Origin of the sequence: Prauserella oleivorans (assembly GCF_042685745.1) — a bacterium.
In the GTDB taxonomy this organism is placed as follows: Bacteria; Actinomycetota; Actinomycetes; order Mycobacteriales; family Pseudonocardiaceae; genus Prauserella_A; species Prauserella_A oleivorans.
Genome location: NZ_JBHUNT010000001.1, coordinates 1642875 through 1657685, shown reverse-complemented (window position 1 = coordinate 1657685; position 14811 = coordinate 1642875). Strand labels below are relative to the sequence as shown.

The 14811-nt window shown below is 70.0% G+C and carries 14 protein-coding genes; 8 read left to right on the top strand and 6 right to left on the bottom strand.

What is annotated here, in order from left to right:
• Positions 1-35 precede the first annotated feature (35 nt).
• The 3 genes from ACFSZT_RS08205 (at position 36) to sepH (ending at position 3596) form a co-directional block, all read left to right on the top strand.
• On the top strand, positions 36-1385 hold the full coding sequence (locus tag ACFSZT_RS08205) for a serine hydrolase domain-containing protein (protein WP_377388536.1): 1350 nt from the start codon (positions 36-38) through the stop codon (positions 1383-1385).
• Between the two features lie 12 nt (positions 1386-1397).
• Entirely contained in the window at positions 1398-2528 is a 1131-nt protein-coding gene (gene serC / locus ACFSZT_RS08200) for a phosphoserine transaminase (protein WP_377388534.1), read from the top strand.
• A 192-nt stretch (positions 2529-2720) separates the two neighbouring features.
• Positions 2721-3596, top strand: a complete 876-nt coding sequence (gene sepH, locus ACFSZT_RS08195; RefSeq protein ID WP_377388532.1) for a septation protein SepH — start codon at positions 2721-2723, stop codon at positions 3594-3596.
• An 84-nt stretch (positions 3597-3680) separates the two neighbouring features.
• On the opposite strand, the gene ACFSZT_RS08190 is transcribed toward sepH, so the two are convergent.
• Positions 3681-4838: an NAD-dependent epimerase/dehydratase family protein gene (locus tag ACFSZT_RS08190; RefSeq protein ID WP_377388530.1), complete on the bottom strand. Its 1158-nt coding sequence runs from the start codon at positions 4836-4838 to the stop codon at positions 3681-3683.
• Between the two features lie 156 nt (positions 4839-4994).
• On the opposite strand from ACFSZT_RS08190, the gene ACFSZT_RS08185 reads away from it, so the two are divergent.
• On the top strand, positions 4995-5489 hold the full coding sequence (locus tag ACFSZT_RS08185) for a GtrA family protein (RefSeq protein WP_377388528.1): 495 nt from the start codon (positions 4995-4997) through the stop codon (positions 5487-5489).
• 295 nt (positions 5490-5784) lie between these two features.
• Here the strand turns inward: ACFSZT_RS08185 and ACFSZT_RS08180 are convergent, their stop codons facing one another.
• The 5 genes from ACFSZT_RS08180 to ACFSZT_RS08160 are packed head-to-tail and all read right to left on the bottom strand — an operon-like array spanning position 5785 to position 10904.
• Complete coding sequence (locus ACFSZT_RS08180) at positions 5785-8061, bottom strand: glycosyltransferase (RefSeq protein ID WP_377388526.1); 2277 nt, start codon at positions 8059-8061, stop codon at positions 5785-5787.
• Complete coding sequence (locus ACFSZT_RS08175; RefSeq protein ID WP_377388524.1) at positions 8062-9009, bottom strand: NAD-dependent epimerase/dehydratase family protein; 948 nt, start codon at positions 9007-9009, stop codon at positions 8062-8064. It lies immediately after the preceding gene.
• 5 nt (positions 9010-9014) lie between these two features.
• The gene (locus ACFSZT_RS08170; RefSeq protein ID WP_377388522.1) at positions 9015-9476 is read right to left on the bottom strand and encodes an MmcQ/YjbR family DNA-binding protein; all 462 of its coding nucleotides are present in this window, start codon (positions 9474-9476) and stop codon (positions 9015-9017) included.
• Positions 9477-9499: 23 nt separating this feature from the next.
• Positions 9500-10102 (bottom strand): DUF2537 domain-containing protein, encoded by a 603-nt coding sequence (locus tag ACFSZT_RS08165; protein ID WP_377388520.1) that lies wholly within the window; start codon positions 10100-10102, stop codon positions 9500-9502.
• Positions 10080-10904: a TrmH family RNA methyltransferase gene (locus tag ACFSZT_RS08160; RefSeq protein WP_377388594.1), complete on the bottom strand. Its 825-nt coding sequence runs from the start codon at positions 10902-10904 to the stop codon at positions 10080-10082. Before ACFSZT_RS08160 ends, ACFSZT_RS08165 begins: the two co-directional genes overlap by 23 nt.
• Before the next feature lie 224 nt (positions 10905-11128).
• On the opposite strand from ACFSZT_RS08160, the gene ACFSZT_RS08155 reads away from it, so the two are divergent.
• From ACFSZT_RS08155 to ACFSZT_RS08140, 4 genes are all read left to right on the top strand, one after another.
• Positions 11129-12625, top strand: coding sequence for a glutamate--cysteine ligase (locus tag ACFSZT_RS08155; RefSeq protein WP_377388518.1), 1497 nt, complete (start codon positions 11129-11131; stop codon positions 12623-12625).
• Between the two features lie 69 nt (positions 12626-12694).
• Complete coding sequence (locus ACFSZT_RS08150) at positions 12695-13312, top strand: TetR/AcrR family transcriptional regulator (RefSeq protein ID WP_377388516.1); 618 nt, start codon at positions 12695-12697, stop codon at positions 13310-13312.
• A 49-nt stretch (positions 13313-13361) separates the two neighbouring features.
• A complete protein-coding gene (locus ACFSZT_RS08145) occupies positions 13362-14015 on the top strand; it encodes a biliverdin-producing heme oxygenase (RefSeq protein ID WP_377388514.1) in 654 nt (217 codons plus the stop codon).
• A gap of 162 nt (positions 14016-14177) precedes the next feature.
• Positions 14178-14801 (top strand): superoxide dismutase, encoded by a 624-nt coding sequence (locus ACFSZT_RS08140; protein WP_377388512.1) that lies wholly within the window; start codon positions 14178-14180, stop codon positions 14799-14801.
• Positions 14802-14811: the final 10 nt, after the last annotated feature.

Here is a 14811-nt window from a genome sequence, read left to right as displayed (position 1 = left end):
CATTCGAGGGACACGCGCTGACTACTATGGGCTACATGCTGCCTACCACCGAACTCGTGCTGCTCCGCCGGATCGCCACCGAGCAGGCGACGGGCCGCGCGCCCTCGCTGGCCGCGGCGGTCGTCCGGGACGGCGAGATCGTGTGGTCGGGCGCGCGCGGATACGTCGGCGACACGGCTCCGGACCGCACCACCCAGTACCGCATCGGCTCCATCACCAAGTCGATCGTCGCCGCCGTCGTCATGCGCCTGCGCGACGAGGGCAAGCTCGACCTCGGCGACCCGCTCGACAAGCACGTGCCCGGCACCAGCTTCGGGGGCACGACCATCGCGCAACTGCTTTCGCACACGAGCGGGCTCACCTCCGAGTCGCCGGGCGCGTGGTGGGAACGCAGCCCGGGCGGCTCGTGGACCGAGTTGAGCGCCGGCCTCACCGCCGAGGAGATCAAGCACCGACCCGGCAGGCGGTTCCACTACTCCAACGTCGGCTACGGCACGCTCGGCGAGCTCGTCGCCCGGCTGCGTGGCACCACCTGGCTCGACGCCGTGCGCGACGAGATCCTCACCCCGCTGGGCATGAACCGCACCACCGACCGGCCCGAGGGCAGGCACGCCACCGGCTACGCCGTGCACCCGTTCGCCGACGTCCTGCTGCCCGAACCGGCCCACGACGCCGGGGCCATGGCACCCGCAGGGCAGCTGTGGTCGTGTGTCGACGACCTCGCCCGCTGGACGGCCTTCGTCGGCGGCCGCACGGGGGACGTGCTCAGCCCCGACACCGTCGCCGAGATGCGCGAGGTCGCCACCATCGACGACGGCGACACGTGGAACGCCGGCTACGGCCTCGGTCTCCAGCTGGTCCGCGTGAACGGCAAGCGGCTCGCAGGGCACACGGGATCGATGCCGGGCTTCCTGGCCTGCTCGCTGATCGACCCGGCCACCCAGACCGGCGCGGTCGCCTTTGCCAACACCACCTCGGGCATCGGCATCCTGTCCGTGGCCGCCGACCTCATCGCCATCGCCGACGACTACGAGCCGCCGCTGCCCGCCGAGTGGCGTCCCGCCCCCGTGGCTGAGGGCCTGCTCGAGCTCACGGGCCTGTGGCATTGGGGTCCGACGCCTTACCACCTGCGGGCACTGCCGGACGGCTGGCTCGACCTGACCCCGGCGAACGGCGCCGGCCGTGCGTCCCGGTTCCGCCCGCTCGACGAGGATCGCTGGCTCGGCCTCGACGGCTACTACGCGGGCGAGACCCTCACCGTGCACCGCGTGAGCGACGGCACACCGGCCTACCTCGACCTCGCGACCTTCATCTTCACCCGCACCCCCTACGACCCGGCCGCCCCAGTACCCGGCGGCGTGGACGAATCCGGCTGGCGGGCGTGAAAGACTGAGGGCATGACCGAAGCCGCTGAGTTGACGATTCCCGCAGAGCTGAAGCCTTCCGACGGCCGGTTCGGGTGCGGCCCCTCCAAGGTGCGGCCCGAGCAGCTCGCCAACCTCGCGAAGGAGGGGGCGAACCTGCTCGGCACGTCACACCGCCAGAAGCCGGTGAAGTCCCTCGTCGGCAGAGTCCGCTCCGGGCTGACCGAGCTGTTCGGCCTGCCCGACGGCTACGAGGTGGTGCTCGGCAACGGCGGGACCACGGCGTTCTGGGACGCCGCGGCGTTCGGCCTGGTGCGTGAGCGCGCTCAGCACTTCACCTACGGCGAGTTCTCGTCGAAGTTCGCCACGGTCACGGGCAAGGCGCCGTTCCTCGCCGACTCGATCGTCGTCGCAGGCGAGCCGGGCAGCGCTCCCGAGATCGCCTACCAGCAGGGCGCGGACCTCGTCGCCTGGGCGCACAACGAGACGTCCACGGGTGTCGCGGTGCCGGTGCGGCGGCCCGCCGGCAGCGAGGGCGCCCTCGTAGCCATCGACGCGACCTCCGGTGCGGGCGGTCTGCCGGTGCGCGCCGAGGACTTCGACGTCTACTACTTCGCGCCGCAGAAGTCGTTCGCCTCCGACGGCGGGCTGTGGATCGCGCTGATGTCGCCCGCCGCGGTCGAGCGGGTCGGCGAGATCGGCTCGTCCGACCGCTGGGTGCCGGAGTTCCTGTCGCTGCCGACCGCGCTGGACAACTCCCGCAAGGACCAGACCTACAACACGCCGGCCGTCGCGACGCTCTTCATGCTCGTCGACCAGATCGAGTGGATGCTGGGTCAGGGCGGCCTGGAGTGGACCACCGCACGCACCCGCGAGTCGTCCAACCGGCTGTACGAGTGGGCCGAGAAGACCAGCTACACCACCCCGTTCGTCAGCGACCCGGCGTTGCGCTCGCAGGTGGTCGGCACCATCGACTTCTCCGACGACGTGGACGCCGCCGCGGTGGCGAAGACGTTGCGTGCCAACGGGATCGTGGACGTCGAGCCGTATCGGAAGCTGGGCCGCAACCAGCTGCGCGTCGGCATGTTCCCGGCCATCGAACCGGACGACATCACCGCGCTGACGCGGTGTGTCGAGTTCGTGGTCGAGCGACTGCACGGCTGATCCCCGGTCGCATCCGGGCGAATCTCTCCTTCAGGCGTGCCACTCCCGGCGCGTCCCCGCGCGATCGTGCGGTTCAGACCGCACGATGGGAACCGGGTGGATGTGCCGGGAGCCCGGCGCGCCTGCGCCGTCAAGGCGACGCGCCGTCCTACCGTGGAGACCCACGTACGTGAACGCGCATGGGAGGCGGGAATGCGAACGCTACGGGTGGTCGGGTTGCACGAGGACGGAAAGTCCATCGTGTGCGAAGACCCGGAGCGCCGCGAGCGGTTTCTCCTGCCCGCGGACGAACGACTGCGCGCCGCCGCCCGCGGGGACATCACCCGCCTCGGCCAGATCGAGATCGAGCTGGAGAGCCAGATGCGACCACGCGAAATCCAGGCCCGGATCCGGGCAGGCGAGTCGGTGGAACAGGTCGCCGCGGCCTCGGGACTGCCCGAGCAGCGCGTCGAACGGTTCGCCTACCCGGTGTTGCTCGAGCGATCGCGCAACGCCGAACTCGCCCAGCAGGCGCACCCGGTGCGCGAGGACGGCCCCGACGTGCAGACGCTCGGAGAAGTGGTCGCGTACTCCTTCGGCGTGCGCGGGCACGACTACTCACAGGCCAGCTGGGACTCGTGGCGCGGCGAGGACGGGCGATGGGTCGTGTGCCTCCAGTGGCACGCGGGCCGCTCGGAGAACCGCGCGCACTGGGCGTTCTCGCCCGGCGCACACGGCGGCACGGTGACGGCGCTGGACGAGCTCGCCGTCGCGCTGCTCGACCCGAACTCCTACCGCACACCCCGGGCCGTCGACCGGCAGGCCGCCGAACCGGCGCGGCCCGAGGAGCCGGACCAGCCCGAGCAGCCGATGTTCGACTACGCCGTCGAGTCGCAGAGCAACGTCATCGAGGCACCGATCGCGGCCGCCGGTGACACCGCCGAGGCAGCACCCGAGCCCGCGGGCGAGGCGCCCGATCCGCAGCGGCCTGCGGCCGCGGCACCCAAGCCGAAGCCCAAGCGGAAGAACCACCCCGCCGTGCCCGCATGGGAGGACGTCCTGCTGGGCGTCCGCAGCCAGCGAGGCTGAAACACCGCGGGCGGTATGGCCCGATACGCCGAGGGCGCCCCTGGCCGGCAGGCCGGAGGCGCCCTCGGACGTCGTCTCAGCGGGTCAGATCTCGTTCTTCGGGCTGGCCCACTTCACCTTGGGCAGCATCTTCTCCATGTTCACCCGGTGCTTGTTCGCCTCCACGATCGGGAACAGCGACTCGATCAGGGTGTCGGAGAGGAAGTGCGGCTTCAGGCCGAGCTCCACCAGACCGGTGTGCTTGACGTTGTAGTAGTGCTCCGCCAGCTCCCAGCGCGGGTTCTCCAGGTAGTCGATCTGGACCGGGCCCGGGAAGGTCTTGGCCACCAGCTCGGCGACCTCCTTGACCGAGAAGCTCTCGGTCATCTGGTTGAACACGCGGAACTCACCGCGCTCCGCCGGGTTCTCCACCGCCAGCCGCAGGCACTCGACGGTGTCGCGGATGTCCAGCATGCCGCGGGTCTGGCCGCCCTTGCCGTAGACGGTCAGCGGCTGGCCCAGCACCGCCTGGATGATGAAGCGGTTGAGCACGGTGCCGAACACGGCGTCGTAGTCCAGCCGGGTCGCCAGCCGCGGGTCGCGCTCGGTCTGCTCGGTCTTCTGGCCGTAGACGACACCCTGGTTGAGGTCGGTGGCCCGCATGCCCCAGATCCGGCAGCCGAACTCGATGTTGTGCGAGTCGTGGACCTTGGACAGGTGGTAGAACGAGCCCGGCTTCTTCGGGTAGAGCATCCGGTCCTTGCGACCGTTGTGCTCGATCTCGATCCAGCCTTCCTCGATGTCGATGTTCGGCGTGCCGTACTCGCCCATCGTCCCGAGCTTCACCAGGTGGATCTCGGGGTTGATCTCGGCGATGGCGTACATGACGTTGAGGTTGCCGATGACGTTGTTGTACTGGGTGTAGACCGCGTGCTCGCGGTCGATCATCGAGTACGGTGCCGCCCGCTGCTCGGCGAAGTGAACGATGGTGTCGGGCTCGAACTCGCGCACCATCCGGTACACGAAGTCGGCGTCCACCAGGTCGCCCACGTACATCGGGATCTCCTTGCCGGAGACCTCCTTCCATGCCGCAACTCGGACGCTCAGGTCCTCGATCGGCACCAGGCTCCCGGAGCCCAGTTCTTCGTCATACTTCCTGCGGGCGAAGTTGTCCGCGACGGCGACTTCGTGGCCACAGTCGGAGAGGCGGAGCGCTGTGGGCCACCCCAGATAACCGTCACCACCGAGAACGAGTACACGCACGACTCGATTGCCTCCAGATCGTTACTTAGCGTGCGTCGGGATCGAGTGTCCGCCGCCGCTCGCTTGTCCGGTCCACCTTGTCTTAGTAACGGGCTGATCTCAACCCGCGCTAAGAATAAGGATGGCGGTGCAACCACCCGAAAGGCGGTTGGCACAATGGACGAGGTGAGCACCGTAACCGCAGCGCCGAGGACGTCTGAGCCGCACGCGGGTCAGCCGCGGTTCTTCGCGCGCCTGGTCCGGGCGGCCACCAGCTCCGTCCTCGCGACCGCCATCAGCCAGGTGACGCTGATCGGCCTGCTCTGGTGGGGTGCGACGCCAACGGTCGCGAGCGCTGTGGCGTTCGTTGCGGGCGCCATTCCGAACTACTTCGTCGCGCGCCGCTGGGCGTGGAACCGGAAGGGAAAACCGCAGGTCAAGGGCGAACTGCTGCCCTACCTCGCGGTGATCGGGCTCGGCGCGCTCGCCTCAGTGGGTCTCACCACACTTGCGGGCATGATCACCGAGCCGCTGGAGATCTCCGGGTTCACGCGGATCATCGTGCTCGACGCCGCCTACCTGATCGGCTACGCGCTGGTGTTCGTGATCAAGTTCGCGTTGCTCGACCGGCTGGTCTTCCGTCGTCCACGCCACGTGGTCCACGCCCAGTAGACACACCGAAGACCAGCGGGCCCGCTCACCCTTCCGGGGGGCCGGGCCCGTTTCTGTGCGTGGTCGTCGGCGGTGGTCCGTGAGCGGGCACGGCGCCGTTCGCCCGCACGGAGGGTGACAAGCCTTCGCCCCCGCAGCCCGACGCCGCGCTCGCCGATCTCCACACCGTGATCCCGGCCTGATCCCGTCGACCTGGTGAGCAGACCGCAACGGCGCCCCAGCTGGACGACAACGGGCCCGGCCACCCATTCGGAGGCCGGGCCCGTTCTGATCCAGGTACGCGGCAGCGGCGCGCTCAGGCCGTCTTACGGCCCTCCGCCGCGGTGACCTCCTGCTTACGGACGTACGGCCGCCGCTTGCCGCCCCGCAGCACGTACTCGCGCAGCCAGGTCCCCGTCATCACGCGGGCGTAGTTCGCGCCGTACTTGAGACTGCGGCCCTTCTTGCTCTTGCCGTTGTTGCGCAGGTTCATCGTCATCGGTACCTCGAGCACCCGCGCACCCCGCGCCATCACGCCGAGCAGCAGCTCCGACGACTGGTATTGCGGCTCGCGCAACGTCACCGACGTGGCCAGGTCCGCGGGCATCGCCCGGAAGCCGAACGACGTGTCGGTGATCTTGCGCAGCGTGAGGATCGACGCGAGCACCGCGAAGACCCGCACGCCCAGCCAGCGGATGCCGCTGTCGTACTTGCCGGTGCCGAGGCGGCGCGAGCCGGTGACGAAGTCGGCAGACCCGTCGAGCAGCGGCTTCATCAGCATCGGCAGCTCGGCGTTGTCGTACTGGCCGTCCGCGTCGGTGGTGACGATGTAGCGCGCACCGCACTCGGCGGCGAGGTGATAGCCGAGCCGCAGGGCTCCGCCCTGACCGCGGTTGCGCGGCGCCTCGCACACGAAGGCGCCGTTCTCCCTGGCGACCTCGGCGGTGTTGTCGGTGGCGCCGTCGACCACGACGAGCGTGGACACAGGCAGGTCACCGCAGTGCGTCGGCATGTTGCGCAGAACGGGGCCGATGCCCTCGGCCTCGTTGTACGCGGCGATCACCACGACCAGCGGCGACAGCGGCGCGTCGCCGTAGCGCGAGCGGAACTCGGCGGCGGCGGCTTTGTCCACGTCGTCGGGATAGTCGGCCATCTTCGGCCGCCGCCCGCCGCCACCGGGCCGGCGCTTGTTGAGCCCGAACATGGCGGCGAGACCCAGCACGCCGCCGAGCGGCAGCAGGACGAGCGCTGGCAACTGATACCTCCAGGAGAATTCGAACGCGGCCGAGCCGAGCAGAATGATGAGCCCGCTGCCGGTGGCCAGGAACGCCGCCGACCGCAGCCCGGATCTGCGTGCCTTGCCGACCCCGGCCGCACCAAGGATGCCGAACAGGCCGAACGCGGCGAGCACGGGCCCCCAGGTGTAGCCGCCACCCAGCTGGTAGCCGCGCAGGAACGACGCCAGCTCGAGGTCGGCGCCCGGCAGTACACCGTCGTAGGCGAGCGTCATCGCCTGGTAGATCTGCACGGTCTCCGCGCCGAGGTCGTGATACGGGTAGTAGAGCTGGAACTGCCAGCGCTCGACCGGCACGTCGTTGGGGAAGGTCTTCTTCTCCGGCGAGAAGTTCTTGCCGAAGTCCTCGAGCACGGCCAGCGCGAGATCAACCGGCTGGTTGAGGATGACCCGGTAGGCGAACTGCCGCGCCAGCGTCTCCTTGCTCCGCTCGTCGGGCAGCGGCTCCGCGGGCCAGTTGGGGTCGCCGTAGCGGAAGTGCGTGTAATAGTCGACGCCAAGCCGCTCCTCGAGCGGTTCCGGCGGGCACATCATCAGCAGGCCCGCGTCGTGCTGGGGCAGCTGGCCGCAGTCGGCGATGGACGCCGTGCGCCCGTAGAGCACGTTGCCCTGGGCGCCCGTCAGGCCGAACCGGCCGGCCTGCGTGTAGAAGTACGTGCCGTAGAGGCCGAGCACCACGGCCAGGCCCGCCAGCCCCGCCGCGGTGCGCACGCCGATCCGCTTCCAGCCCGCCCGGCTGCGCCAGGCGCCGCCCGCGAGCAGAAGGAACAGCACGAACGGCACCGCGATCGTGAAGCCGATGGTGCGCGTCAATACCGCGATGCCGAGCAGCACGCCGCCCAGGGCGGCCCGTTTCGGCGTCGGCTCGCCGCGCGAGAGCAGGACCCACAGCATCGCCACGAGCGCGGCCTGGAACCAGATCTCCGACATCAGGTTGGCTTCGATCTGGAGCTGGTAGCCGTCCAGCAGCACGGGCGCCGCCACGATCGCGGCCAGCCAGCCGTGCCGGATGTACCGCAGCGCGAGCCGGTACAGCACGAGCGCCAGCAGCACGCCGACGACGTGCTGCACGGCCTGCACGAAGGCGAATCCGCCGAACTGCAGCAGGATCTTGAGGACGACGGTGTAGCCGAGCGGGTTCAGGTCCGTCGGGCGCAGCTCACCGAGATTGTCCAGGTACCGGAACGTGTCGATGTAGAGCAGCGCGGGCTGGTACGCGAGCCACGTCAACACCCGCAACGTGACTCCGCCTGCCAACAGCAGGAGCAGGAGCCAGTGGCGGCCCAGGAACCTGGTCACTCAGCGCACTTTCTGCCTGTCGTGGTCGAGGAAGTACTGCCAGGTGGCGGCCAGCCCGGCGGTGAGGTCGTAGGCCGGTGTGTAGCCGATGGTCTCGGCGCTGCGGGAGATGTCGACGATCACGGCGGGCATCTCCCCGCCCGGCGCGGGAACGTGCTCGACGGGGATCTCGGCGCCGGTGACCTCGCGGACGCCCTCGATCATGTCCAGCACCGACACCGACTTGCCCGCGCCGATGATCGCCCGGCCGACGTGGCCGGAGTCCCAGGCGAGCGCGATGCCGCGCACGACGTCGTCGAGGAACACCAGGTCACGCTTCTGCTCGCCGGTGCCGTAGACCTTCACGCCGGTGCCGGTCAGCGCGGCGCGCATGAGCCGGGGGATGAAGCTGTCCTTGTGCGACATGCCGGGACCGTAGACGTTGGTGAACCGCAGCGCGCAGGTCTTCATGCCGTAGGCGCCCGCGTAGCCGGAGAGCAGCATCTCGCAGGCGGCCTTGGTGGCTCCGTACGGCGTGAGCGGCGCCAGAGCGAGGTCCGGGGTGATGGTGGCCGTGCCGACGTCGCCGACCACGGCGTTGGTCGAGGCCAGGATGAACCGGGGAACGCTGTGCATCCGGGCAAGCTCGAGCAGCTCGTGGGTGATGGCGACGTTCTCGGAGTAGGTCTTGGACGGCATCTCCACCGACTTGAGCACCGAGGTGATGGCGGCGAGGTGGATGATGCCGTCGACGCCGGGCTGGATCGCCCGCTCCCGGACGTCGGGGTCGGCAAGGTCGCCTTGGATGTGCACGACACCCGCGTCGTCCGGGTAGGGCGACGGTTCGCGGTCGACCACGGTGACGCGCGCGCCGCGTTCGCGGAACTTCGCGACTACCGCACGGCCGATGAAGCCGCTACCCCCTGTAACCACGACACTGGACGCGTCATTGAGGATCGACGAAGCCATGGTCGTCAAAGTACCTGTCGCCCGGTCGGACCTTGCGACGGCGGTCCGTTTTCCGGCATGTCGCCCTGCTGGTCGAGGGTGGCCACCAGCGTCCTGGGCGCCACCACGCGGTAGGCATCGGTGACGAGCTCGGCGATCTCGGTCCAGTCGACCGGCACGTCCACCCGGACTCCGACCCACCCGCGATGCCCGACGTAGGGAGGCCGGAAGTACTTCGCCGGGTCGGCGGCCACCAGCGCCTCCTGCACGCCCGGCGAGGCCGCGCACCAGAACGCCACCCGGTCGTCGTGGTGGTGGTCGGCGTAGGTGACGAACGTCTTCCTGCCGCGCACGAACCACGTCGGCTCGCCGTGGCTGAGCCGCTCGGTGGTCTCCGGCAACGCGAGGCACAGCTCCCGCAGGCGGGGCAGCGGGTCTTCGGTGCCCGCTCCGGCGACGTCGCCGGAGCGGGCAGGATCCTCGGCCATACCCCATTCTGCCTCCGGGCGACTCAGAACGCGATGACCAGCACTCCTATCCACGACAGTCCGATCCCGCCGGCGGCGCCGAGCACGATCCAGCGCACGATCGGCACCTTCCGGCCGAGCCACAGCGAGGGCGCCAGCCCAGCCGTGACCACGAGCGCGGCGGCGACGGCGACGAGGCCGTGCGTGGCCGAGGCCAGCGCACCGGCCAGCGCGAGCATCGCGACGAGGGCGAACACCGCGATGAACGCCGCCACGAGCAGTCCGGTGGCCCACGGCGTCGGCTCGCCGGGGCACTGCCGGGGCGCGGGACGCGGCTCGGGCGGCGGCGGTGGAACGACGAACGCCTTGTCCGCGACGGGATCCCAGTAACTCACGGCGACCCCGAGGGCGTCGGCGACGCGGCCGGCGAGCTGCCTGCCGCGCCGGGCGACCACGTCCGCGCCCTCCGGGCTGCCGGTCCGTTGCACCGCCGCAGAGACCCGGGCCCACTCGTGCAGTGCGTCGGCGAGCTCGGGGCCGAGCGCGAAACGGTACGGGTCGGCCTCCTGACCGTTCTCCGTCCCGGCGAGCACGGCCCGCTCGCCCCGCACGCGCAACTCGACCTCAGCTCCCCGCACGCCCACCACGTCCCGTGAGCTCGTAGAACGCCACCGCGCCCGCCGTCGCGACGTTGAGCGAATCGACGCCCTCCGCCATCGGGATCCGCACGGCCACGTCCGCGGCCGCGATCGCCTCCTCGGACAGGCCGTGGCCCTCGGAACCGAGCAGGAGCGCGACCTGCTCGTCCGCCGTCGCCGTCAGCTCGCGCAGCGGCACCGATCCGGCCCGCGGCGTGAGCGCGGCGACCCGGAAACCGTGGTCACGCAGCACGTCAAGCGACTGCGGCCACTTGTCCAGCGCGGTGAACGGCACGCGCAGCACGTGACCCATCGAGACGCGGACGCTGCGCCGGTACAGCGGGTCGGCACAGCCGGGCCCCAGCAGCACGCCGTCGACGCCGAGGGCGGCGGCGTTGCGGAACAACGCGCCGAGGTTCTCGTGGTCGCCGACGCCCTCCAGCACGGCGAGCACCCGGGCTCCGGCGACGATCCGCTCCAGCGGCGGCCGCGGCACCCGGTCGGCCGTGGCGAGCACACCGCGGTTGAGGTGGAACCCGACGACCTTGGCCATCACCTCGGCCGAGGTGACGTAGGCGGGCACGGCGAGGCCGGCGAGCTCGTCGGTCAGCTCGGCGATCCGCCGCTCGACGCCGAGGAGCGCACGCACGCGGTACGGCGAGCAGAGCAGTCTGCGCACCACCACGGTGCCCTCGGCGATCACCAGGCCCCGGCCGCCCGGCCGGTCGGGCCTGCGGTCGGCGGTCGTGAGATCCCGGAACTCGTCGAGCCGTTCGTCGGCGACATCCTCGGTGTAGATCAACGACGCCACCTGCCGAGTCTCCCACTCCGCCCGTTGCCCAGGCATCGGTGCTCCGAATGCTGGGTACTCCGCTCGTGCGAACGACGGCTCCTTGCGCAGCGTTAAGTGGAGGTGACTGACTGCACCAGTTTGGCCGCTAGCTGCATGCCCGCCGATATGTCACCGTTTCCGCCTGGCAGGGGTCAATCGCCAAGGCGGGGGAAGCCGGGGCCGACGTGGAAAAGGGATACGCCATGGGTAAGGACGTGTCGCCGAGCTCCTTCCAGCCACGGGACAGGGGGCGCTACCGCCGCAAAATGCAGCGCTGTCTCGACACCCTCGCCCGCATGCTGGCCGACGGGCACTTCACGTTCCCGCGCAGGCACATCGGGCTCGAGGTGGAGCTGAACCTCGTCGACGAGTCGATGCGCCCGTCGATGTCCAACGCCGCCGTCCTCGACGCGATCGACGACGCTCTGTTCACCACCGAGCTCTCCCAGCACAACATCGAGCTGAACGTGCCGCCGAGACCACTCGACGGCGAGTCGGCGCTGCAGCTCGAGGACGACCTGCACGCCTACCTGGGCCGTGCGGAGAACAAGGCCGGGGAGACCGGTGCGCACCTCGCCATGATCGGCATCCTGCCCACGCTCGCCCTCGAGCACTTCGACCAGAAGTGGCTCACCAACAGCTCCCGCTACTCCCTGCTCAACGACCGCATTCTCGCCGCGCGCGGTGAGCACACGCTGCTCTCGCTGGAGGGCGACGGCCTGCCCGGGCAGCCGCCGGAGGGCCTGCGCGCCTACGCGGAGTCGATCCTGCCCGAGGCCGCGTGCACGTCGGTGCAGCTGCACCTGCAGGTGGCGCCGGAGGACTTCCCCGCGCACTGGAACGCCGCGCAGTGCCTCGCGGGCGTGCAGGTGGCGCTCGGTGCGAACTCGCCATTCCTGCTCGGCAAGGCGTTGTGGTCCGAGACGCGGATTCCGCTCTTCCTGCAGGCCACCGACACCAGGCCGGAGGAGCTGAAGAATCAGGGCGTGCGGCCGCGGGTGTGGTTCGGCGAGCGGTGGATCACGTCGATCTTCGACCTGTTCGAGGAGAACGTGCGCTACTTCCCCGGCCTGCTGCCGGAAACCGACGACGAGGACCCGATGGAGGCCCTCGAATCGGGTCAGGTTCCCAAGCTCACCGAGCTGCGCCTGCACAACGGGACCGTGTGGCGCTGGAACCGACCCGTGTACGACGTCGTGGACGGCACGCCGCACCTGCGGGTCGAGAACCGGGTGCTGCCCGCGGGCCCGACGGTGGTCGACATGATGGCCAACGCCGCGTTCTTCTACGGCGCGCAGCGGGCACTGGCCGAGGAGGACCGGCCGGTGTGGACGCGGATGTCGTTCCACGCCGCCGAGGAGAACCTGCACGCCGGTGCCCGCAACGGCTTCGACGCCCAGCTCTACTGGCCCGGCATCGGCTGGATCCCACCCGACGAACTCGTCCTGCGCGTGCTGCTGCCGTTGGCGCACGAGGGGTTGCGGCAGTCCGAGGTTTCGGAGACGGTGATCGACCGCTACCTCGGGATCATCGAACGGCGGTGCGTCACGAAGCGGACGGGCAGCGCGTGGCAGCGGGAGGCCGTGGCGGGCGCGCAGGCGCGTGGCATGGACCGCGACTCGGCGCTGGCGGCGATGCTCGCGGAGTACCTGGAGCTCTCCCGCGCGGGCGAGCCGGTGCATGCCTGGCCGGTACCCTGACAAGCCTCCCCCGTGTGCAGGCACGGACACGGCACGTGCCCGCACCTTCGAGCCCAGGGAGGCGCTCGCATGCCCAAGATCATCGGCAGGTCGCTGCACGAGCATCGCGAGCAGGTCCGCACCAAGGTGTTCGAGGCGTTGCGGAACCAGCTCTACGAGCGCGGTTTCGACGCGATCACCCTCGCCGGCGTCGCGGCGGAGGCCGGGGTCGGGCGGACGGCGATCTACAACCACTTCGCCGACAAGGAGCATCTGCTCGTCGCGTTCGTGGAGGACGAGGCGGCCCGCTACGTCGAGCGGTTGCGGGAAGCCGTCGCGGCGGTGACCGACCCGGTGGACAAACTGGCCGAGTTCGCGCGTCTGCAACTGCGGGCGCTCGCCGAGTTCCACCTTCCCGCGGGCGGCACGCTCGCGTCCGCGCTCGCGCCGTCGGCCTACCGCCGGATCGCCGCGCACGCCGACCCGATCGCCGAGCAACTGCAGGAGATCCTCGCCGAGGGAATCCGCGCGGGCAGGTTGCCGCAGCAGGACCTCGCCGTGGTGACACCGATGGTCAACGCGGCGCTGGCGGCTCGGCCGGTGATCGACGTCCCGCCGGAGGAGCTGCCGCACGCCATCGAGACGGCGGTGCAGTTCATCCTGCGCGCGGTCGGAGTAATTCCGCACGAGCAGGCGAAATTCGGCTAGCTTCTCGGCTACGCTCGTTCTGACACACTGTCAGATCGAGGAGGTCGACATGCCGGCGGTGGCGTTCTCCCAGACCTTGCGCGAGTCGACCCGGGAGGTGCACGACCGCGCACACCACTCCAGCTACATGAACGCCCTGCTGAACGGCTCGCTGACCCTCGACGGCTACACGCGGCTGGCCGAGCAGTACTACTTCGTCTACAGCACGCTGGAGCAGGCGGCCGAGGCCATGGCGGCCGACCGCGTGGGCGCGCCGTTCGTGATCCCGGAGCTGCACCGCACCCCCTCGCTCGTCGCGGACCTCGAACACCTCCTCGGCCCGAGCTGGCAAGACCGGATCGAGCCGGTGCCCGCGACGCGGGAGTACGTGCGACGGCTGCGCGAGGTCGCCTTCGACTGGGCGGGCGGCTTCGTGGCCCACCACTACACGCGCTACCTCGGCGACCTGGCGGGCGGCCAGGTCGTCGGCGCGCTGCTGAAGCGTCAGTACGGCATCACCGGGGCCGGCGCGCGGTTCTACGACTTCAGCGCACTCGGCAGCCCGTCGGTGTTCCGCAAGCGCTACCGCGCCCTGCTGGACGAGGCAGCGTGGGGCGCCGGGGAACGGCGCCGCGTGATCGCCGAGACCCAACGGGCGTTCGAGCTCAACATCGCCGTGCTCGCCGACCTCGCCGAGTCGCTCGAGAACTACCGGGCAGCGTGACGGACGCGCCCGGTGTGGGCGTGGTAACAGCGCCTTGACCTCCAGTTAGCTCGACGTAGCAAGGTCAACTCGCACCGACCCGGTTAGCAGGCGGTTCCGTCGGCTACTAGGTTGGCAGCGTAGAAGGACTTGTGTGTCGGAACGAACGACGAAGGAGGGCTCATGCCCACGTACGAGCTTCCCGATCTCGACTACGACTACGGCGCCCTCGAGCCGCACATCTCGGGCGAGATCAACGAGCTGCACCACAGCAAGCACCACCAGACCTACGTGAACGGCGCGAACCAGACGCTGGAGAAGCTCGCCGCCGCCCGCGACGCCAACGACTTCGGCTCGATCGTCGGTCTCGAGACCACGCTGGCCTTCAACCTCGCCGGCCACGCCAACCACGTCGTGTGGTGGAAGATCCTCTCGCCGAACGGTGGCGACAAGCCGACCGGTGAGCTGGCGGCCGCGATCGACGACGCCTTCGGCTCCTTCGACAAGTTCAAGGCGCAGTTCACGGCGGTCTGCACCACGATCCAGGGCAACGGCTGGGGCGCGCTGTCGTGGGACCCGATCGGCAAGACGCTGATCACCCAGCAGCTGCGCGACCACCACAACAACCTGATCCTGCCGACGGTGCCGATCCTGCTCGTCGACGTCTGGGAGCACGCGTTCTACCTGCAGTACAAGAACGTGAAGCCGGACTACGTCAACGCGCTGTGGAACGTCTTCGACTGGGCCGAGATCGGCAAGCGCTTCGAGGACGCCAAGGCCGGCCGCAACGGTCTGCTGCTGTCCTGAGCCGACCGGC

Coding starts and splice junctions, on each gene's coding strand:
- ACFSZT_RS08205 (WP_377388536.1), top strand. CDS start 36: ATGCTGCCTACCACCGAACTCGTGCTGCTCCGCCGGATCGCCACCGAG.
- serC (WP_377388534.1), top strand. CDS start 1,398: ATGACCGAAGCCGCTGAGTTGACGATTCCCGCAGAGCTGAAGCCTTCC.
- sepH (WP_377388532.1), top strand. CDS start 2,721: ATGCGAACGCTACGGGTGGTCGGGTTGCACGAGGACGGAAAGTCCATC.
- ACFSZT_RS08185 (WP_377388528.1), top strand. CDS start 4,995: ATGGACGAGGTGAGCACCGTAACCGCAGCGCCGAGGACGTCTGAGCCG.
- ACFSZT_RS08175 (WP_377388524.1), bottom strand. CDS start 9,009: ATGGCTTCGTCGATCCTCAATGACGCGTCCAGTGTCGTGGTTACAGGG.
- ACFSZT_RS08170 (WP_377388522.1), bottom strand. CDS start 9,476: ATGGCCGAGGATCCTGCCCGCTCCGGCGACGTCGCCGGAGCGGGCACC.
- ACFSZT_RS08155 (WP_377388518.1), top strand. CDS start 11,129: ATGGGTAAGGACGTGTCGCCGAGCTCCTTCCAGCCACGGGACAGGGGG.
- ACFSZT_RS08150 (WP_377388516.1), top strand. CDS start 12,695: ATGCCCAAGATCATCGGCAGGTCGCTGCACGAGCATCGCGAGCAGGTC.
- ACFSZT_RS08145 (WP_377388514.1), top strand. CDS start 13,362: ATGCCGGCGGTGGCGTTCTCCCAGACCTTGCGCGAGTCGACCCGGGAG.
- ACFSZT_RS08140 (WP_377388512.1), top strand. CDS start 14,178: ATGCCCACGTACGAGCTTCCCGATCTCGACTACGACTACGGCGCCCTC.